The 18,352-nt window shown below is 44.0% G+C and carries 7 protein-coding genes; 4 read left to right on the forward strand and 3 right to left on the reverse strand.

Annotated features, from left to right (window positions below):
- Nucleotides 1-233: 233 nt before the first annotated feature.
- Nucleotides 234-1,094 carry a DUF421 domain-containing protein gene (locus ASG89_RS18965; protein WP_157276712.1) on the reverse strand — a complete coding sequence of 287 codons (861 nt, stop codon included), beginning with the start codon at nucleotides 1,092-1,094 and terminating at the stop codon, nucleotides 234-236.
- A 654-nt stretch (nucleotides 1,095-1,748) separates the two neighbouring features.
- Between ASG89_RS18965 and ASG89_RS18970 the strand changes: the two genes are divergently transcribed.
- Nucleotides 1,749-4,028: a helix-turn-helix domain-containing protein gene (locus ASG89_RS18970; RefSeq protein ID WP_057312464.1), complete on the forward strand. Its 2,280-nt coding sequence runs from the start codon at nucleotides 1,749-1,751 to the stop codon at nucleotides 4,026-4,028.
- A 45-nt stretch (nucleotides 4,029-4,073) separates the two neighbouring features.
- Here the strand turns inward: ASG89_RS18970 and ASG89_RS18975 are convergent, their stop codons facing one another.
- On the reverse strand, nucleotides 4,074-9,989 hold the full coding sequence (locus ASG89_RS18975; protein ID WP_057312466.1) for an S-layer homology domain-containing protein: 5,916 nt from the start codon (nucleotides 9,987-9,989) through the stop codon (nucleotides 4,074-4,076).
- A 506-nt stretch (nucleotides 9,990-10,495) separates the two neighbouring features.
- On the opposite strand from ASG89_RS18975, the gene ASG89_RS18980 reads away from it, so the two are divergent.
- Genes ASG89_RS18980 through ASG89_RS18990 form a run of 3 tightly spaced genes read left to right on the forward strand, consistent with a single transcriptional unit; the run spans nucleotide 10,496 to nucleotide 13,872 of the window.
- Nucleotides 10,496-11,401 (forward strand): ABC transporter permease, encoded by a 906-nt coding sequence (locus ASG89_RS18980; RefSeq protein WP_057312469.1) that lies wholly within the window; start codon nucleotides 10,496-10,498, stop codon nucleotides 11,399-11,401.
- A gap of 13 nt (nucleotides 11,402-11,414) precedes the next feature.
- Nucleotides 11,415-12,266, forward strand: coding sequence for a carbohydrate ABC transporter permease (locus ASG89_RS18985; RefSeq protein WP_057312471.1), 852 nt, complete (start codon nucleotides 11,415-11,417; stop codon nucleotides 12,264-12,266).
- A 52-nt stretch (nucleotides 12,267-12,318) separates the two neighbouring features.
- A complete protein-coding gene (locus ASG89_RS18990; protein ID WP_057312473.1) occupies nucleotides 12,319-13,872 on the forward strand; it encodes an extracellular solute-binding protein in 1,554 nt (517 codons plus the stop codon).
- Nucleotides 13,873-13,939: 67 nt separating this feature from the next.
- Here ASG89_RS18990 and ASG89_RS35135 read toward each other — a convergent pair whose 3' ends face one another.
- Entirely contained in the window at nucleotides 13,940-18,169 is a 4,230-nt protein-coding gene (locus ASG89_RS35135; RefSeq protein ID WP_063867995.1) for a PA14 domain-containing protein, read from the reverse strand.
- Nucleotides 18,170-18,352: the final 183 nt, after the last annotated feature.

Consider the following 18,352-nt stretch of genomic DNA (forward strand, 5'->3'; position numbering starts at 1 on the left):
TCGCTTTACCAAAAGAAAGGGACCATACGGAAGTTGTTAGCTTCCATACGGTCCCATTTTATAAAAGAGGGTTGTATGCGATTGTCCGGTATCAAGCTCCAGCCGATCCTTCATCGCGATCACTCACTTTATCATTATGATATTTATGCCTAACCTTATTTTCACACGCAGGTTCGAGAAGTGTCAAGATGGCTGAAAGCCCAGTGTCACCGGATGTCTTGTCGAATTTTGTATCACCGCTTAAGTATCGGCTTCAATTGTGCAATGATGTCCTCCATTTGCTTCGAGCATTGCTCGTACATCTCTTTGGCCTTTTTATTATTGGTGGACAATCCATACAACATTAAATCGCCTTCGCACTGTTTTAACGTTGCAAATAACGTTGCTTTTTCCTGTGGGACAGGAACTGTGATCTTGTCGTCATACAAGTCAACAAACACTTGGCCGTAGGAATCCACTTGACCTAGAAATACATTTTCGACCGTGACACCTATTTTAACTAACTCCGTATTCAACCATCCTCGGCTAAAACCTAGGGTAGCCAAAGGTTCATCCATGATTACACCATCCATGATTACTGCCTGTGGCTCCTTCTCGGGCGCAACCTGTATGCCTAAATGTTTAGGCGTCAGCGGTTGATTCTCGCGCGTTAAGAGGACATTAATTTCTCCGCTAGGTTCCATAATAGCAAATTCCACATCGGCCACTTTAAATACCGACCTTTTGCGCAATTGCTCCATAAGTTCATCTGTGGTTAGGCGTTCTTTCTTTAAGTTATCTTCCATGACTTTGCCTTCTCTAATGAGAATGGTCCCTTTGCTATCGATGAAATCCCGCATTTTTTTACTTTTCATCTGCAGAAATTCAATGCCTAATGTACAAGTCACCCATACCCCTATAGAGACCAACCCTAGATACCATTTCGTATCCGTGTCCAACGATATGTACGCTGCGAGATTACCAATGGAGATCCCCGTTATGTATTCGAAGAAGGAGAGCTGAGTCACTTGCCTTTTACCTAACAGCTTAGTCATAAGGAAAAGCACCACAATTGATAAAAATGTGCGTAATACTATTTCAACCCAATCCAACACGATAATCCTCCTCTTGAGTAAGTAGAATTCCAATTGTATCAATTGTTTGTTGAACTCGTGAAATTTATGCAAATAAAAGGAAATTATTCCAATCACCGCTGTACATGCATACATGCAAAAAAGGAGTTGCCGAAGCAACTCCTCATCATTCTCAAACCTTATACTTTACATACCCCAGACATGTTCGAATGATTTCACTATGAATGTGGGGAGGCGTCGTATGAGCACGAAATCTGGTTTCCTTTTTTCAATTGCAAAAAAACTTGGAATAGCAACTCTTGCATAGCCCTAGATTTGTTTTTCTCATGTAAAACCCCGTTTTGAAAACTGAAGATGCATGCAGTATTGGAATAAGCTTTTCACAATTTACACAGTAAATATGATCCATATCCTTCCCCCATTGCTGTCACCAAAGCAACTCCTCATCTTGCTTTTTATTTACATTGCTTCATACTATCTTTTTCTGACGATAAAAGATATGGACACTAATTTAGTAGTTCAGCACTTTTATTTAAATCAATAATAGTGTTAACCAGTTATAAAATTGCATATTCATTTTGCCCACCAAGACCGCCTATTTGATAGGCAATCACGAATTCAGGTGTTATAATTTATTTCTCTATAGCTAATAGAAAAAGTGAGGGGGAGCCCTAATTGCCACAATTTACGCACTTATGGAAAAATAAAAGCAGCTCGTTATTTTTCAAATTGCTGACAAGCTTTGCCATCATTATCTTACTATTAGTTTCATTCAACTTTCTCTCTTATACATTCTTCCGGACGAACATCCAGGATGAAATCATTAACAATAACCGTTTGAATTTAAACACGGCAGTTAATAATTACGAGAAACAACTCGTTCTCATTAAAAACTTAGGCTTCAATCTCTATTTCAACGAAAAAACTGAAATCATGAAAAGCACATCACCGCAGTTGAATTATGAAATGATGGCACAAATTCGAAAAGAGTTACAGTCAACCTTAACAACCCCATTTCTATATCTACACAATATTATTTATTTCTTCAAGGACAGCTCCTATGTCATTGAAAAGGAAGGCACAAGCACAGCTGAAATCATGTTTTCCAAATTTTACTACAACGAGTCTTATAGTTTGCCTTTTTGGACAGAACAACTAACGAAGCCAACTAGTTTCAAAATATATCCAAATTCCCCTTTTATTGAAAAAAGCCCCGAGAAGCCTACCTTAAAAGGCGATTTCATGCCCATTCTGATTAAGAACATATATAATCAAAATTTCGGCATCATCGTATTGCTAGATAGCAGTAAAATGTACGAGGCCCTTCAACCTCCAGGAAGCAGCCGATTTCTTATCCTAGACGAAGATCAACAACCGCTATTTTCTTCTAATGGGAATATTACGAAGGCTGATCTGCCGCTCAATCAAATGACAGGACAACAAGGTTTCCGACAAATCGATCAAAGTTATGTCTTTTATCAGAAAGGATCCGAAACAGGCTACACGTATGTTCATACGATTCCTGCAGAACGAATTGCCTCACAAATTGTGAAGCTGAACTGGATATTGATTGGACTTCTCGTCATTTCCGTTGTGATTGGAATTGCCGCTTCCATTTTCTTTACGATCAAATTAAATCATCCAATCGCGAGAATCATTGAATCGATCAGCCATATAAACGGCCCATCCTCACCACGCAGTCAGATTAAGGAATTCGATTTAATCAGCGATAAGTTGTACGATTTGCAGCGAATGAACCGAGACATTCGCGACGATTTGACGAGTAAGAACTCGGTTCTTCAGCATTATATGTACATGAACAAACTTAAGATGATACATGGCGGTGGTCAACAGGTTAAGATACCTATGAGCAGTGATAAGCCTTACCAATTAGTCCTTTTCCAGATGCAAATGAAACAAGCCTTTCATGAACAGTCCGACATGGAAAAGAATAAGGCCATGTACTATATTCGTGAATATGTTCATTATCATTTCACAAGGTCTCTAGAAGAATCGCTAACTTTTCAAATTGAAAAAGATCAGATCCTATCACTCCTCTTTATTGAGCCTGGCAGATCGTTTGATCTGGACGCAAGCTTGCATAGTTTGAAACAGGTTTTCGACCTTGACTTGGCATACTGCCTAATTACAATTGCAACAAGTCCGCTGCAGCATGAATCGGTGGATTTAGCTGTAGCCTATGAACATGTCATAGAGCGTGCCAACCAGCGAAGACTTGCTGATGAGACCCTCATTGTAAGTGAAGATGAGCCAGCACCTAACGGTTTCGCACTTAGTGTCGCCGAAGAACAAGAATTTACGGCAAATCTATCTGCAGGTAACAGCACGGCTGTCATCTCGATCGTGAATCGTATACTTAACCAAATGCACAAGAAACGAGCAACCGCTTTGCAATTCACTGAATTCGCAAGGGACATCGCAGCTCGTGTAACGAAGCTCCTTCAGTCTTCGGGCATTGAAACAGATCAACTACTTGGCGAGCAGCCAGTATCCGAACAACTCAGTGAATGCTATACCGTGGAACAATTTCAGAATTTGTTCGAGAAGCTGCTGACATCGGCCTCGGAGCGGATCAAACGCAAGAAATCTCAAGCCGATTACTTCACCGACTTTGTCACCGAATATGTGGAGTCGCATTACGGTGAAGACATTTCACTCGAATTGCTGGCAGAGAAGCTGAATATTACAGGTGCCTACTTATCCACGTATTTCAAGGAGAAGAACGGTATTAATTTCAGTGATTACATCAACAACTATCGCATGGACAGAGCAAAGGAAATGCTCGAAAATACCCAGTTGAAAATCCAAGAAATTTCCGAGCGCGTCGGGTATCACAACGTGAATTCATTTATCCGCATGTTCAAGAAGGTAACAGGCATACCACCTGGAGAGTTTCGTAAAGGGGATGCACAAAAAGCAAAACCATCGCTATAAGTTGGCGATGGTTTTGCTTTTTTTGTTCTTTGTCATCCTTCCGTACTATTTAACGCCTTGCTGCATAAGCATTCCCAGCATCTTTGCTGCTTCTTCGCGAGATGCTTCATCCTTAGGTGCAAAGCGATTCCCCGGCTTCCCGGAAATAATGCCAGCTTGCTGTAACCATGTTGCCGCTTCTACCGCAAATGTTGGGATCTCAGCTCCATCTGTAAAAGATAGTGCGTCTGCCACTTGTGGCAAGGTGAGCTTCTGCAGATGGGCAAACCGCGCGATCATGGTGACCATTTGCTCCCGTGAGATAGGAGCCTCTGGTGCGAACATCCCCTCGCTTACACCGCTTGTAAGGCCATTCTCGAATGCCCATTGCACAGAAGTGGCATAATAGCTGTCCATCTTCACATCACGGAAGCTTGATGATGAATAGGCTTCAAGCTTCACTCCAGTCATTCGAGCCAGCATTAGTGTGAAATCGGCACGCGTGATTTGTGCAGTTGGTGAGAATTGTCCAGCGGCAGTTCCATTGATAATGTTACGAGCCGCTAAATACGTGATATAACTTCTAGCGAAACTTGCTGACGTATCATCAAACAGAACTGGTGAGTAGCCCACTGCGTACTGGGAAAAGTGGCTAGTTTTAAAAGTTAACATTCCTGTCGCCGCATCAAAGTAGCTATTTGTCATTTTGACAAGCTCATCATCATCAGCGATGTAATAAGCGACAATCGCATTCGTATCTTCATTGGTCATCGGTTTATAAGGAACTTGAACTTCGACCGAACCGCCATTGAACGTGGAAACCGTTGTGCCGTCTGCTGTCAGGGTGAAGTCGAAAATAGGTCTGTCGCCAATTGCCGCAATAATTGCATTTCTTTCATTGGCATCCATATCCTGTGTAACCGTAGATACATCCGCAATAGCGATGGAAAGCGAAACCTCTCCTGTCGTCGCTGTAGAAGCGATGGTAGAAAGCACATTCTTATCCAAAGTTACTGTGCCAATACCAAGGTTTAGCTTGATTGCAATGGTAAGGATGTCTGCAACTTGTAGGAGCGATTCTCCAGGTAATTTGATGACCGCTTCTTTGGATGTCGCGTCTACTGTTGCTTTAATTTCAAGAACGATTGATTTCCCTGCTGATTCATTTAACATTAATAAGGCATCTGATAACTGCGCAGCGGTAATAGTAGCAGTTGATGTTCCTTTACTATCCTTGACAGTCTGTACAGTAATCGTCGTTGTTTCACCACTTGCTACAACATCGTTAGATATAGGAGGAATTCCTGAACCTGAGGATGGTAAGGATGGTGAAGATGGGTCTGACTCAGGATCTGACACTGCCGCTGCCTGTTGCACCATGATATAACCATTGTTATTCGTATAGGGAACAACTGCGTCATTAAGCATAACCGATGTGACTTGAGGTGCATATACGATCGACGTAACGCTCTTCATATTGTCTGTGAACGGATAATCTATTGTTAAAACAGCATTGTTGATCGAAGTGTTGACTGAATCCATTAGCGCAGGATCCAAGTTAGTCCCTTCCGCGTACATATAATTCATTTTGCCAACGTTCGTATTCGAATTATGGTAAATATAATTGCTCGTACCGTCATTCAGCTCTACCATAAAGCTCTCATCATCCAATCGGTTTACACTTGCGATCTTGCTGCTGCCGTTGACAGGCTCCAGAATGGATACGAACGAAGCGTTCTTCCCATTGATGCGATTAATGACCGTATCATAGTAGGCATCAATCTGGGTGGCAGGACCCGGCAACTCGCCTACGATTACATCCGAAGAAACATCGTTTAGCCCGATAATTCTCAGCCCGATATCCTGTTCATTCTTCCACGTCCCGCTCCATACACCAACTTGCTGACCTTGCCTTGTGTTCCGCAAATACTGGTAGCCATTCGTGGTCCCGATACTGTCTGGTGCTACTGGTTCCAATGCCATATCGGTTTGAAAACTGCCTAGCCCATGCAGGACCCAATCATATTGGTGATCCCATGCAGAGCTCACGTTGAAGAAATCAATCGTATAATGATTCGTTAATGCAACTGTTCGTTCATATTGGTTAACACCGTTATAGACATGATTAGCTGTATTGGTACTGATCGCGAAACGGTCAGAGTCTAAAAACATCGTCGTAGGTTCAAAGCTTTCCTCATTCTTTACTTTGTAAATAGATTGATCCAGACCATCTACAAGCACCGTGTTATGGCTGAACGTTTTCTTATAATACTGACTATATAAGGAGATACCATAAGTCGCGGTACTTCCGAAATCTGGAGCAAGCCGCGTCCCTTTTCCGAAGAGATCCAGATTTAGTTTGTCGAAATGGCCGTGTGATTCGCCGTGAAGTCCATAGTCTACGAGAGCAAACATCTCATCTTCGCCTGTACCAGCTCTCAATGCGGTGTGCCCGATGCCATCGAAGTTGTTGCTTCCGAGCTTTAACGCAGGCGCAACGGGAATCTCATTGGGGCCATAGAATACAGCCTGTTCCCCGATGTAAGCATCGATGTTACCATCTTCTGGGTTCAGTTTCCCACCGCGAATTTGGTGATTATCGTTATAAATCATACTTAGCAATGATTCGTATTCCGGCAAAAACGCATATCCCTGATCATTGTTTTTATAATGCGCATACACCCCTTCGTAATCGACAGGAGGTGTGCGCAGTTTGCTGCCAACGAGTGATGAAGGATATCCGCCGGAGTCATTGTTGTTGCTGACACCCAAGTCTGGATACACATATTGGAGCGGAACTTCAAACATTTTCTTGAAGTTTGGATGTGCATACAGATCTCTCTCTGGGTGCTCATTCGTGAGCGCATGGCTTAGCGCTTCAGCTTGCATAAACAAAGCTCCTTGGACGTAGAAGTGGTAGCCTATTGCTCCTTCTAGCCAGAACCCGTCGGATAGCACACTGTTTTGCATTTGATATAGGAAGCCACTTTTCCCTTTAATGGACACATCCATGAGGGAGTCATCACCAAGCAGCACACCAATAATGCCAATTGCAGCGTTATGCCACGTTTGGAAGTTGGACGTACCATTATCAACGCCCTTCAACGTTTCGGCGGATTGCTTGAACAAATTCATCTCAACATTGAATTGTTCGTCGCCACTGAACAGTCCGCTGTTTAAAGTCAGATCATATGCTTGTGCAAGCTTGATGATTTGGACTGCTTCGTCCAACGATTGCCAATATAGTCTTCCATTCCTCGATTGAAGCGGATAACTAGGATAATACTTGGCGTACGCCATCAGAATTTCTTTTGTTTTCTCCGCATAACGCTCGTCTTTTGTTAAGGAATACGCTACGGCAAGCGCTTTGGCTGCATCGATATTTTTGCGGTGTGTGGTAGATCGCCATGCAAAATCGAAATCTCCACCGCTGTACACTTTGCCGTCGTCAGGACAAGTATGGTTATGAGGCTCGTTGTAATCATAACTTAAAGGCGTATCCCCACAGTAATACCAGATGGAATGACCACCTGGGCGGTCGGGGTAATAGAATGTTGTATTCAGCCAAGTGCCCGCTTTGTTCTTGACGGCGGCCAAGTAATCCTTCGCCCATTGGTACTTGCCTACCTTCTCTTTCGCTTGAGCGAGTTGAGCTTGTGTGACCATTGTATTCGGATGCGCTTGAACGGAAGATGCCCAATCCACAACTTGCGATTGTAATTTCACGGAAGTTTCGCTGCCATCCGTGTTTGAAGTGACTTTCAAAGTACCATATTTCACGTCATTCACAGCCGCAGTACTTGGCACTTTCACATGGACGTCCACTTGAAGTTCGCCACCTGGAGCGACCTGCTCCGTCTGACTTGGGTATGTCACGGTGTACGAACTGTCGAAGGTCGTGAAGCCTGGGTTCATTGCAAGCTGATATGACGTAGCTGCCTTCGATTTATTCGTAATCGTAAACGTATAATCCAAATCAACCCCAGGCTTGGCATATTGACTAATATTGTCCGTGGACAAGTCGACTACTTTCTTCGATAACACCATATCGTCAAAATATAACTCCAACGAGGTATCCAGAGGCGGATCATTCGCATACCATCTTGGATGAATGATCAGTCTGCGATACTCGGCTAACGTTGTGCGAGCTGTAGATTTCGTGAATTTGGCAAGCGGAATCGCAACTTTCTTCCATCCCACCCAATCCACTTTATCCGGAGCGATAAAATAATCGTAACCCGATACGGTGTTGTTATCCGTATCAATAATCATATAAATGTTGTTCCCCGTTGCTTTCCCCGAGTACACCCATACCTCGAGCTGGTCGTATTGACTCCAGTCGGCTGTAATATCGTTGACGTTGACAGCTACCGCTGGATTGCTCCATTTGACTGAGCTCGCACCTTCCTTCACATGTGTCGTATCAAGAACTTTATTGGTCCATCCCGTGAAAGTTTCCGAGTTCGTAATAGCTGGTCTGCTATCGGAAATAATCGAGTAATAGAAGCTCGACTCTGCACTCTCTTCCCCATTTTTCACCGCTTTGGCTACAATCTGTGCGCTGCCTCGCACCGTTATTGGTTCTGAATAGAGGGTGAAATCCGCATCAACTCCGTCAATCTTGTAATATATAGCCGCATCTGCCGTCTGTGAATCCAACGCTACCTGAATGTTCGACGGATACTGCTTGGAAGGATGGTCTGCCGTAACAGGGGCAACTGCACCTTCCGGCGCTGTCATTTGCTGCGTAACCAGTGCTGGTGAATAATCTGTTGCATTAACCTGAATGCCGTACCCTTTGGCGACACTAAAAAGGCTTGCATCCAGATGTAGATTACCTGGTGTAACGGCATACGTTGCACCGGATACGGTTGCACCATCCACGGTTACACCTATAATCGACGACCGCCAATCAGGATCTTCCGTAAATCCGATGTCCACGGAGCTGCCCGTCGTGTTGCCTTCCACGTCTGGCGTTAAGGTTGGAGCTGCTTTAGGAGCTTCAGCCACGATCGTCTGATCTACACGCGCATTGAAATAACCATTAGCCTCAACGCTGATCGTATACGTTTTGGCCGTTGGAAACACTTGTGGTTGAAGAAGAATATGACCATCTGTGATGGTATAGGAAGCCTCACTAAGCCGCACGCCATCTACGGTAACGCCCGTAATATTGCTCTGCCACGCTGTATTTGCCGCAAATGGCAGATCGATCGGGGTCTGCACCGTATTAAGCTCGGAATCGGCTGTTAATGCCGGTGTTGTACCTTGCGCTTCTCGTGCGATCACATCATCAATGTAAAAATTAGCTTTATTCGATGTACCTGTGGCAAATTGTATACTGTCTATGACTTTCGTAGGGTTAATAAATGGTGAATCAGATACCACTCTTGTGCCATTTACATACACATCGAAATCCTTTGACGCCGCATCTGCTTCTACACGAAACGTATACCATTGCCCAAGCGGAAGCGAAACACCGTCAAGTAACGAAGTGGAGTTGCCAGCCTTTAAGTTCGCTCCTGAAGTTACGGTTCTTGCGATGGCATTCCCCGCATTGTCCGAGAGATTCACTTCAATTGAAGCGCTAGCTTCTGATGATAGTCTAACTATTTTCGCTTCGGCAATAAACTTATTGGTCGTTGGAGAAGCTGCTGTGAACCTCTTTCTTGCTTTCAACCAATAACTAGCCGTAGTATCGACCATCGATAAACTGTTTGAACCGCTTACATGCTGAACATTGGAAATGAACGCATTCAGCTCCGGTCCTACCGGGGCACCCGAACCACCCGCGTTAATGGTATAGTCGGCCAAAATTGCCGGACTTCCACTTGGGGCATCCCCGCTAGCTAAACTGTCAAAGTTATCGCTGATCGGCGCTGGTGTATAAGCTGCATACACCTCTCCTCCCTTAGGTACATAAGCAATGAGCAGTGAAGATAAAATTGAAATCGCAACCCATTTTGAACGTATTTTATTCAACTATAACTCCCCTTTTCGAATTTAGTTGATCTTGTGATGACTAGCTTCATCCTAAAGGAATCGGAGGGGATTGAGAATGTTCACGTTGCTAGAATTCAACCACTTTTATTCAAAGCCATAAAAATGAGTACAGGTTGAAAAACTGTAGATTGACTATCTGTCTATAGGGGTTGGCGTACACAAATCTGGAATTGGCAGTATGTGCTTCCCATACGAATGGCACCAATGACCTCGCCGATACGAACGCTTATGGATTTGCAAGCTGGGCTGTCGACTGGCCTACATTCCAAAGCAACTGGTTAGTCCCTTAATTATCAACGAGCTTTCCCTTCGGTCCTTGAGGCCTTATGGAACGGCTCTTTTTCTTATTTATACATCTCCCCATAAACTTAACATTTCATCTCTTATATAAATAATTGAATGTAATCCATAGAAATGAGGATTTAATTTCCCAGGGGTTCTCGGTATGATGAGGGCAATCACAAGAACGAAACGAGGAATTCACGATGGAGCTTACGTTGAAAAAAATAAGTAGAAGCCGCTATTTATTACTATTATTCTTGCCCTGCTTTATCTGGTATGTCATGTTCAAATATTTCCCCATGTTCGGTATCGTGATATCTTTTAAAAACTACAATTTATACAAGGGCATCTGGGCAAGTGATTGGGTTGGTTTCAAATACTACGTGCAGTTCTTCAAAAACCCGGATTTTTTCATTCTCATGCGAAACACCTTTCTATTAAGCTTATACAAATTAATTGTTGGTTTCCCAGCGCCAATTATCTTAGCTCTTCTTTTAAATGAATTAACACATAAGCTGTTCAAGCGGTTCGTCCAGTCCGTCAGTTACCTGCCTCATTTTATCTCAAATGTCGTAGTTGCCAGTATGGTGATCATGTTCTTGTCTCCCTCCAGTGGTGTCGTCAATCGCATGATTGAATCCTTAGGATTTCAACCCGTTAACTTCATGGTGAAGGCCGAACTATTTCGACCCATTTACGCGTTATCCGAAATATGGCAGCACGTAGGATGGGAAACGATCATTTACCTAGCCGCACTTACAGCGATTGACCCTATGCTCTATGAAGCTGCTGAGATTGATGGTGCCTCCCGATGGCAGAAAATGAAAGCCGTCACACTCCCAGGCATTATGCCCGCTATCGTCATTATCTTAATTCTGAATGTCGGCCATGTGCTAGAAGTGGGATTTGAGAAAGTATATCTCCTCTCCAATCCAGCCACATACGAAACAGCGGACATTATTAGTACGTATGTCTATCGCGTCGGTTTGACGCAGGGAAGCTTCAGTTATGCTTCTGCCATTGATTTATTTACGGGAATTATCTCCCTCATATTGATTTTAGGTACCAATTATGCGAGCCGTAAATTCGGTGACACTAGTTTATGGTAGTAGGAGGACTACGATGAGAAAAAAAATCAGCTTGTTTCAGATTGTAAACTTCATCCTGCTAACCGGGTTAGTCTTTAGCACACTATACCCCTTTATCTATATGGCAGCAGTGTCCCTTAGTTCCAACAACTACGTTATACGTGGAGAAATCACATGGTTTCCCAAAGGTCTTACCTTGGAAGTTTATAAATTAGTATTAAACGATCCACGTATTTTGCAATCTTACATTAACACCATTCTTTACGTCATTGTTGGTACGACGATTGCCCTGCTTATTACATCTATGGGTGCCTATGCGATTTCGAAGAAAGAGATGGCCTTCTCCAAATCGCTTACTTTCATGATTATCTTCACCATGTTCTTTAGTGGTGGTTTAATTCCTACCTTTCTCGTACTCAAATCCTACGGCATTATGGATTCCATCTGGGCAATGACATTGCCAGGAGCTGTAAGTACGTGGAACTTGTTGGTGATGCGAACCTTTTATGCGAATATTCCCACGGAGGTCGAAGAATCTGGAAGAATGGATGGTTTAACGGATCTAGGCATTTTCTTCCGCATCGTTATGCCACTGTCCAAAGCTGCGTTTGCAACCATTGGCATGTTCTATGCCGTATCGCTATGGAATAACTTTATGCTCCCACTACTCTATTTACGGGATGCGGATTTATTTCCACTACAGATTATCCTTCGAAACATCGTTCTTGCGGGTCAAGTAACCAGCTTAGGCGGCGATGTGGAAATTGTCGATGAATCTTTAAAATATACAGTCATTATGGTGTCAACGGTTCCCATTCTCTTGGTTTACCCATTCCTCCAAAAGTATTTCGTACAAGGAGCAATGATTGGTGCAGTCAAGGGTTAATATATAAGGTAATATAACTTAACGGGAAAATTAATTAAAAGGGAGTGCTCGAATGAAAAGCAAAGCAATTTCGAAAGCATTGGTGATCGGCTTAATAAGCTCATTAGCAATTACCTCACTTGTGGCCTGCACGTCCAAGACAGAAACACCGTCCACAGGAGATAGCGCAACCAATGCACCCGCAACCAATGCACAAACGAAGAAAACGTTTTCCATGATGGCTGAATCAGCGGCAACCTGGCCTTATTCGAAGGATTGGTTAATTTGGAAACTCATTGGAGAGAAAACTGGCGTTACCATTGATATGCAAGTACCTGCAGGAAAGTCAGAAGATACGATTAATCTCAATGTAGCTTCCGGAAATATGCCAGATATTACATTCATGATGAATCTTACACTAGCGAATAAATATGGCCAGCAAGGCGCTCTCGCTAACATCCTAGATTATAAAGATCAGATGCCTAATTTTAAAAAGTGGATGGAAAAATATCCGGATATTACAAAAGCCAATATCGCAGCTGATGGCAAGATGTATCTCTTCCCGAATGAGGGATTCGGAGAAACGAATCGTATCATTTGGTTGTACAGAGAAGATGTTTTCAAGAAAAACAATTTAACTGCGCCTAAAACGTATGATGAGCTCTATACCGTTCTTAAGAAGCTCAAAGAACTGTATCCGAAAAGTTATCCATTAACGTTCCGTACAGGCTCTAATGGCGGTATACTCAATCACTTGAGTCCGAACTTCGCTACCAATGAAGGGTACTATATGGATGAAGCTTCGAAAGAAGTGAAGTACGGCCCTGTTGAAGATAACTACAAAACCATGGTGTCTTACTTATCCAAATTTTACAAAGAAGGACTTATTCCACCCGATTGGTTAACGCTTGAAACAAAGCAATGGCAAGATCAGATGTCAACAGACCAAGCCTTTATCACCATTGATTATATTGGACGCATTGATTTCTTTAATAAAGCGCTAAGAAAAGATAATCCATCTTACAACTTGGCCTTTATGGCACCACCGGCTGGTATTCCAGGCGGTAAACAGCAAAACCCTTATACACAAATTGTAGAATCAGGCATGACCGTCTCTTCGAAATCCAAAAATGTGAAAGATGTTATGCAATTCATCGATTTCTTCTATTCCGAAGAGGGCAAAAATATTGCCAGCTGGGGGAAAGAAGGCGAAACGTACACACTCGATGCCGGTAAAAAGAAAATGAAAACTGACTTTATCGATGTGGCTGATCTGCGCAAGAAAACAGGCTTAGCGACGAACGGAACGTACACGTGGATTGATTATGATGCTCATTTATCGATGGCTACCCCAGAATTGCAAGCAGCTTATGTGGAAGCAAGGAAGTTTGATGGTCCATACCGACCACAACCGTCATATAACGAAAAAGAGTTCGAACTCTTGTCAACCGTCGGCACAGCAATTGATAAAAATCGCAACGAATCCATCGCTAAATTCATTCTTGGTACAACCAGCATGGATGATTGGGCTAAATATGTCGATGGCGCAAAAAAGCTAGGCGTACAACAAATCATTGATACGTATAAGGCAGCTAAAGCTCGTGCTAGCAATGTGAATTTGAAATAACTTGATATCCTACAAAAATCCGCTGCCTCCCATTCGGGAGACAGCGGACTTTTATGTTCTCACAACTTTACTGCAAAATCAACTGTGCGACCGCTGCCAAATCCTCAATATCGACGATCCCATCGCCATTGACGTCCATTTGCTTGTATTGATCCCAATCGAGATCAGCCGACGTTTTACCGTATGCGGCAGCGACTTGTGCCAAATCTCCGACGGAGAAATGGCCGTCGGTGTTGATGTCACCAGGTGTTGCAGTATGCACGCTTGCTAAGAATTGATTCAACGCAGACTGTAGTTCATTCACAGCTTGAGCAACTTGCTCTGTCGTTGCGCCTGCATCTTCAGCCACAGCCTTAGCTCTATGAATCGCTGTTTGAAGCGCGGCTTTGGAGCCATTCGGATATTGTCCTGCATAGCCTCCCTCAACGGCCATATCATGTTTGCTTTGTGCTTGTGAAATGAGATCGTTCAATGTTGCTTTATTGACAAGTCCTGTAATTTGAACAGAGAAACTCGCTTGATCCAATGTCTTTTCTTGACCAGCACCGTTCGCAAGCACCGCATTCGACAGTAGAATCGTTGCATTCGTAGTACTGGTCAACGATTTGGCCTTCCAATTGAGCTTAAACATGTCGCCATTCACTTCGGTTGCACCGATATTCGCAACGATTAACCGAACTTTACCCGGTGTCACGGCTTTATCCACCACGGTAATACCCTCATGTAACTCCTCCACAGAGACAAATTCAAGTTGTGTCGGATCATACGTCACGGTCAGATCTTCCGCGTAAACAGCTTCTGTCACCGAGCCAAGACTTAATGTCACACTAAATGGCTGCCCGCTGGGAACAACAGTTGGGCCAGCATATGTGAATTTCGCCTGATCCACAGCAGGACCTACCGAGAAGTAATCAAAATCGACAGGAATTGACGTACCATCTGTTGCCGACATCGCATAGAAGCCCACTTTGATATTCGATAAATTGACGGTCATCGGATCAGCCGCTTGCTGCCAAGCGGTACCATTCCAGAAGGATGTCGTGTAGACATTGCCTACCTTTTTGATCATCAGGTATACCGAATCTGTGCCAGGATGCTTCGCGACATTCGTTGCTTTTGTATACACAGCATTCTTCTCGAAGGCACTTTCCAAATTTTTACCAGTTGCTCCCGTAGTATCCCACACATGCCCGATTCGCACATAGTTGTCTTCGTCCTGCCAAACGAGCAAACCGCCTTGCTCATAATTCTTGTTCACCGAACCTGTGATTTTGGTGGTTATCACGAAATCTCCAGCAGGTGCATTCTGCAGAAAAACGTTTTTACTTGCGTTGGAATTTCCGAACATATCTCCAGCCAATGATTGCAATCGGATACTCCCCGGATTCGCTGTCAGACTCCATTTACTGCTATCCGGACGGAAGATCGTCCAACCAGGCGCCAGCGTTGTGGAATCAAATGAATCTGTCGTAAAACCGTTAGGAATAGGAGCATAAACAGCAGTTAACATCTGCTGATGTGCCGCCACTAAGCTATCTAGTGCCCCTTGAATTTGACTTACCGTTGCGTTCGCATCTTGATTAACCGCTTTAGCCGCATTCAATGTTGTCGTAAACTGATCAACGGCAGCCTGCGGATACGCGCCAGGTTGTGAGCCGATGTGTATCGCGCCAAGGAAGCTATCTTCTGCAACAATTTGAGTAGTCAAATCCGCTTTATTCGCCGTACCAATCAACTCGCGGTGTGCTTTGGCTATTCGGTCAAAATCAAGCTTCTCTACTTTGCGATCATACGTAAGTAATCCGTTAATTTCATATTCCACATCCGTAATTTGCGTATAAATCGCTGCATTCAAGCCATTCGCTTTCTGCTGCTTAAGGGAATCAATAAAGCCAATATATTTATCCGTTATTTCCTGTTTGCTGTTCATTAGTTGATACGAGAAAGTAAGCGGTGTCCATTCATGACCGGTCACGTGCAAGCCAAGTCCACCGTACTCGCCAATGACCGATGCTCGATTCGCCGAACGCGCAGGTGATGCTGGTGCAGGGTAGCTATGCGCATCGTTCAGATCGCCAACACCTGTATCCCACCAACCGCTGCTGCCGTTAATGAGGCGTGTGGCATCCCAACTTTTCACGGTATTGACAGCATCTTTGGAAAGCTGCCCGCCTTGATCGAATTCGCCCCAACCCTCGTTAAACACCGTCCATGTCACGATAGAAGGCGTGCTTCGCAGTTGGTCGACCATTTCCTTATATTCTTTTAACCATTGCGTTTTGGCCGCTTGGGAAATATCGCTGCCTTTATTCCCTTGTCGATCTTCTAAACTAGGCATATCCTGCCAGACCAGCAAGCCCATTTTATCTGCCCAGTAATACCAACGTGCCGGCTCAATCTTGATGTGCTTGCGCACGGTGTTCATGCCAATACGTTTAATAGTTGCCAAGTCAAATTGCAGAGCTTCTTCGGTAGGTGCGGTGTAAATTCCATCAGGGTAGTACCCTTGATCTAAAGGACCCATCATAAAGACGGATTTGCCATTCAGCAACGTTCGCATAACACCGTCAACCAGACCTGTCTTGATTTCTCTCATCCCAAAATAACTATTTACTTGATCTACGGATTGTATCCCGTTGTTCAATGTCACCTTAAGATCATACAAGAACGGATCGTCAGGTGACCAAAGTCTTGCATTTGGAACAGGAATGGCAATGTCCGTACCTGGAGCTCCTGTCGCTGTACCAACAACTTGCCCATTCATGCTTGCAATCGCTTCTACGGTTTCACCTTGGGCACCTGAAGCGGCTACTTTCAACTTCAGCACTTGATTGGTAATATCCGGTACCATGTCAAGCTTGTCAATATGCGCAGTAGCGACAGGCTCCATCCAAACCGTTTGCCAGATGCCAGAGCTTGACGTATACCAAATGCCACCCAGCTTCTTCACGGTTTGCTTCCCTACCGCTTGATCTTCCCCTGTATCTGTGTTGTCGAGCACTTTCACGATCAATTCATTTTGTCCTGTCTGCAATTGATCTGTGATATCCAAGCTAAAGGCTGTGAATCCACCTTTGTGACTGCCAACAAGCTGCCCATTGACATAGACCGTAGCCAAATAATCTACGGCTCCGAAGTTCAGCTTTACACGTTGACCACTCCAGCTGTCAGGAATCGCGAAGGATCGCTTATACCACATTAAGCTTTCAGTTCGGTGAATGCCAGAAAGAATCGACTCTACTGCAAATGGGACGAGAATCTTCTCTTTTAAAGTTTGCCCTGTCGGAAGTGCATCGCTAGCCTTGGCCGCTTGGAACTCCCATTCACCATTGAGATTCATCCATTGCTCACGCGCGAGCTGAGGTCTTGGATACTCAGGCAGCACGTTAGCTGGGTCCAGCTGTTCTGCCCAAGGCGTCATGATTTGATACGTCGAATCATTTTTCAAAAATTTGGAGAAAGCCGCAATGGAACTTCCGTCCCCATTAAGCAGATCGCCATTCCCGTCATAACGAATCCCCACCTGTGAAACATCCTTGGAGTAAATCGGATTCTCAAAAGTGAGTACGAGAACGCTGTTATTCCCATTCTGAAGTGCCGCCGATGCAATTGGCCAGTTCGATCCAGCAACATCCACCTTCAAATGTGTGCCGAAACCACCTGAAGGCGGAGCGGTTAACGCATTATCGAAGTTGATCTCTGCCTTTGTTCCATCCGCGGAGATGCGGCCAGCGGATTTATAACCAGCAGGTGTGAACAACGCTTCTGTAGGAATCGATTGTTTGACAAGCGAAGGACTCGACCATTTTACATGCAGATTAGATCCGCCAATTGCCTCGAAATATTCTAGCTTGAAATCAACTTTCTGGCCTGCGACCAACGCGATTGGCGTGCCCGTTTGCTCTTTATCCCAATCGTTGACCCAATGATCAAGCACAAGTTGGTTATTCACCCACAAGCGGAATCCATTGTCGCCGATGATGGAGAATGTATAATTTTCAGAATAGGCAGGAACGATCGATCCCGTCCATCTCACATTCACATTATCACTTTGCCCTGTCATCAGCTTCAAAGCAGTTTCCAGGGAGCTAAAATCCAAGTTAGCATCTACCGTCGTTGCTTTTAAAGTTCCAAAATTAAAGCTAGGTGAGCCTGAGCTCGTATAATAGTCACCTTTCAAGCCATGCGTTTCAGCTTCTGCAGCCTGAACTTGATGTGTAATCGATAGGGATGGAAGACACAAACTCACAACCATGACAAACATTAATAACAATTTCTGCACGTCTTTCAACTTCATGCTTGAACCAACCTCTCTTATTTTAGATGCATAACGTATCACATTTGGGGAGGCCTTTCCTAGCTAAGTAAAGATTCATGTTGGTATATTCAGTCTCCTCGTGCTGCCTCCTTCCTTTGATTATCAACGTAAGAGCCTCTTTATTATAGGGAAATACAGATACACCTGTATTTACACGAATAA

Source organism: Paenibacillus sp. Soil766 (assembly GCF_001428105.1).
Classification (GTDB): domain Bacteria; phylum Bacillota; class Bacilli; order Paenibacillales; family NBRC-103111; genus Paenibacillus_E.

What these genes read in the sequence shown, in the direction of transcription:
- ASG89_RS18980 (WP_057312469.1), top strand. Translation starts at nt 10,496, where the DNA reads ATGGAGCTTACGTTGAAAAAAATAAGTAGAAGCCGCTATTTATTACTA.
- ASG89_RS18985 (WP_057312471.1), top strand. Translation starts at nt 11,415, where the DNA reads ATGAGAAAAAAAATCAGCTTGTTTCAGATTGTAAACTTCATCCTGCTA.
- ASG89_RS18990 (WP_057312473.1), top strand. Translation starts at nt 12,319, where the DNA reads ATGAAAAGCAAAGCAATTTCGAAAGCATTGGTGATCGGCTTAATAAGC.
- ASG89_RS35135 (WP_063867995.1), bottom strand. Translation starts at nt 18,169, where the DNA reads ATGAAGTTGAAAGACGTGCAGAAATTGTTATTAATGTTTGTCATGGTT.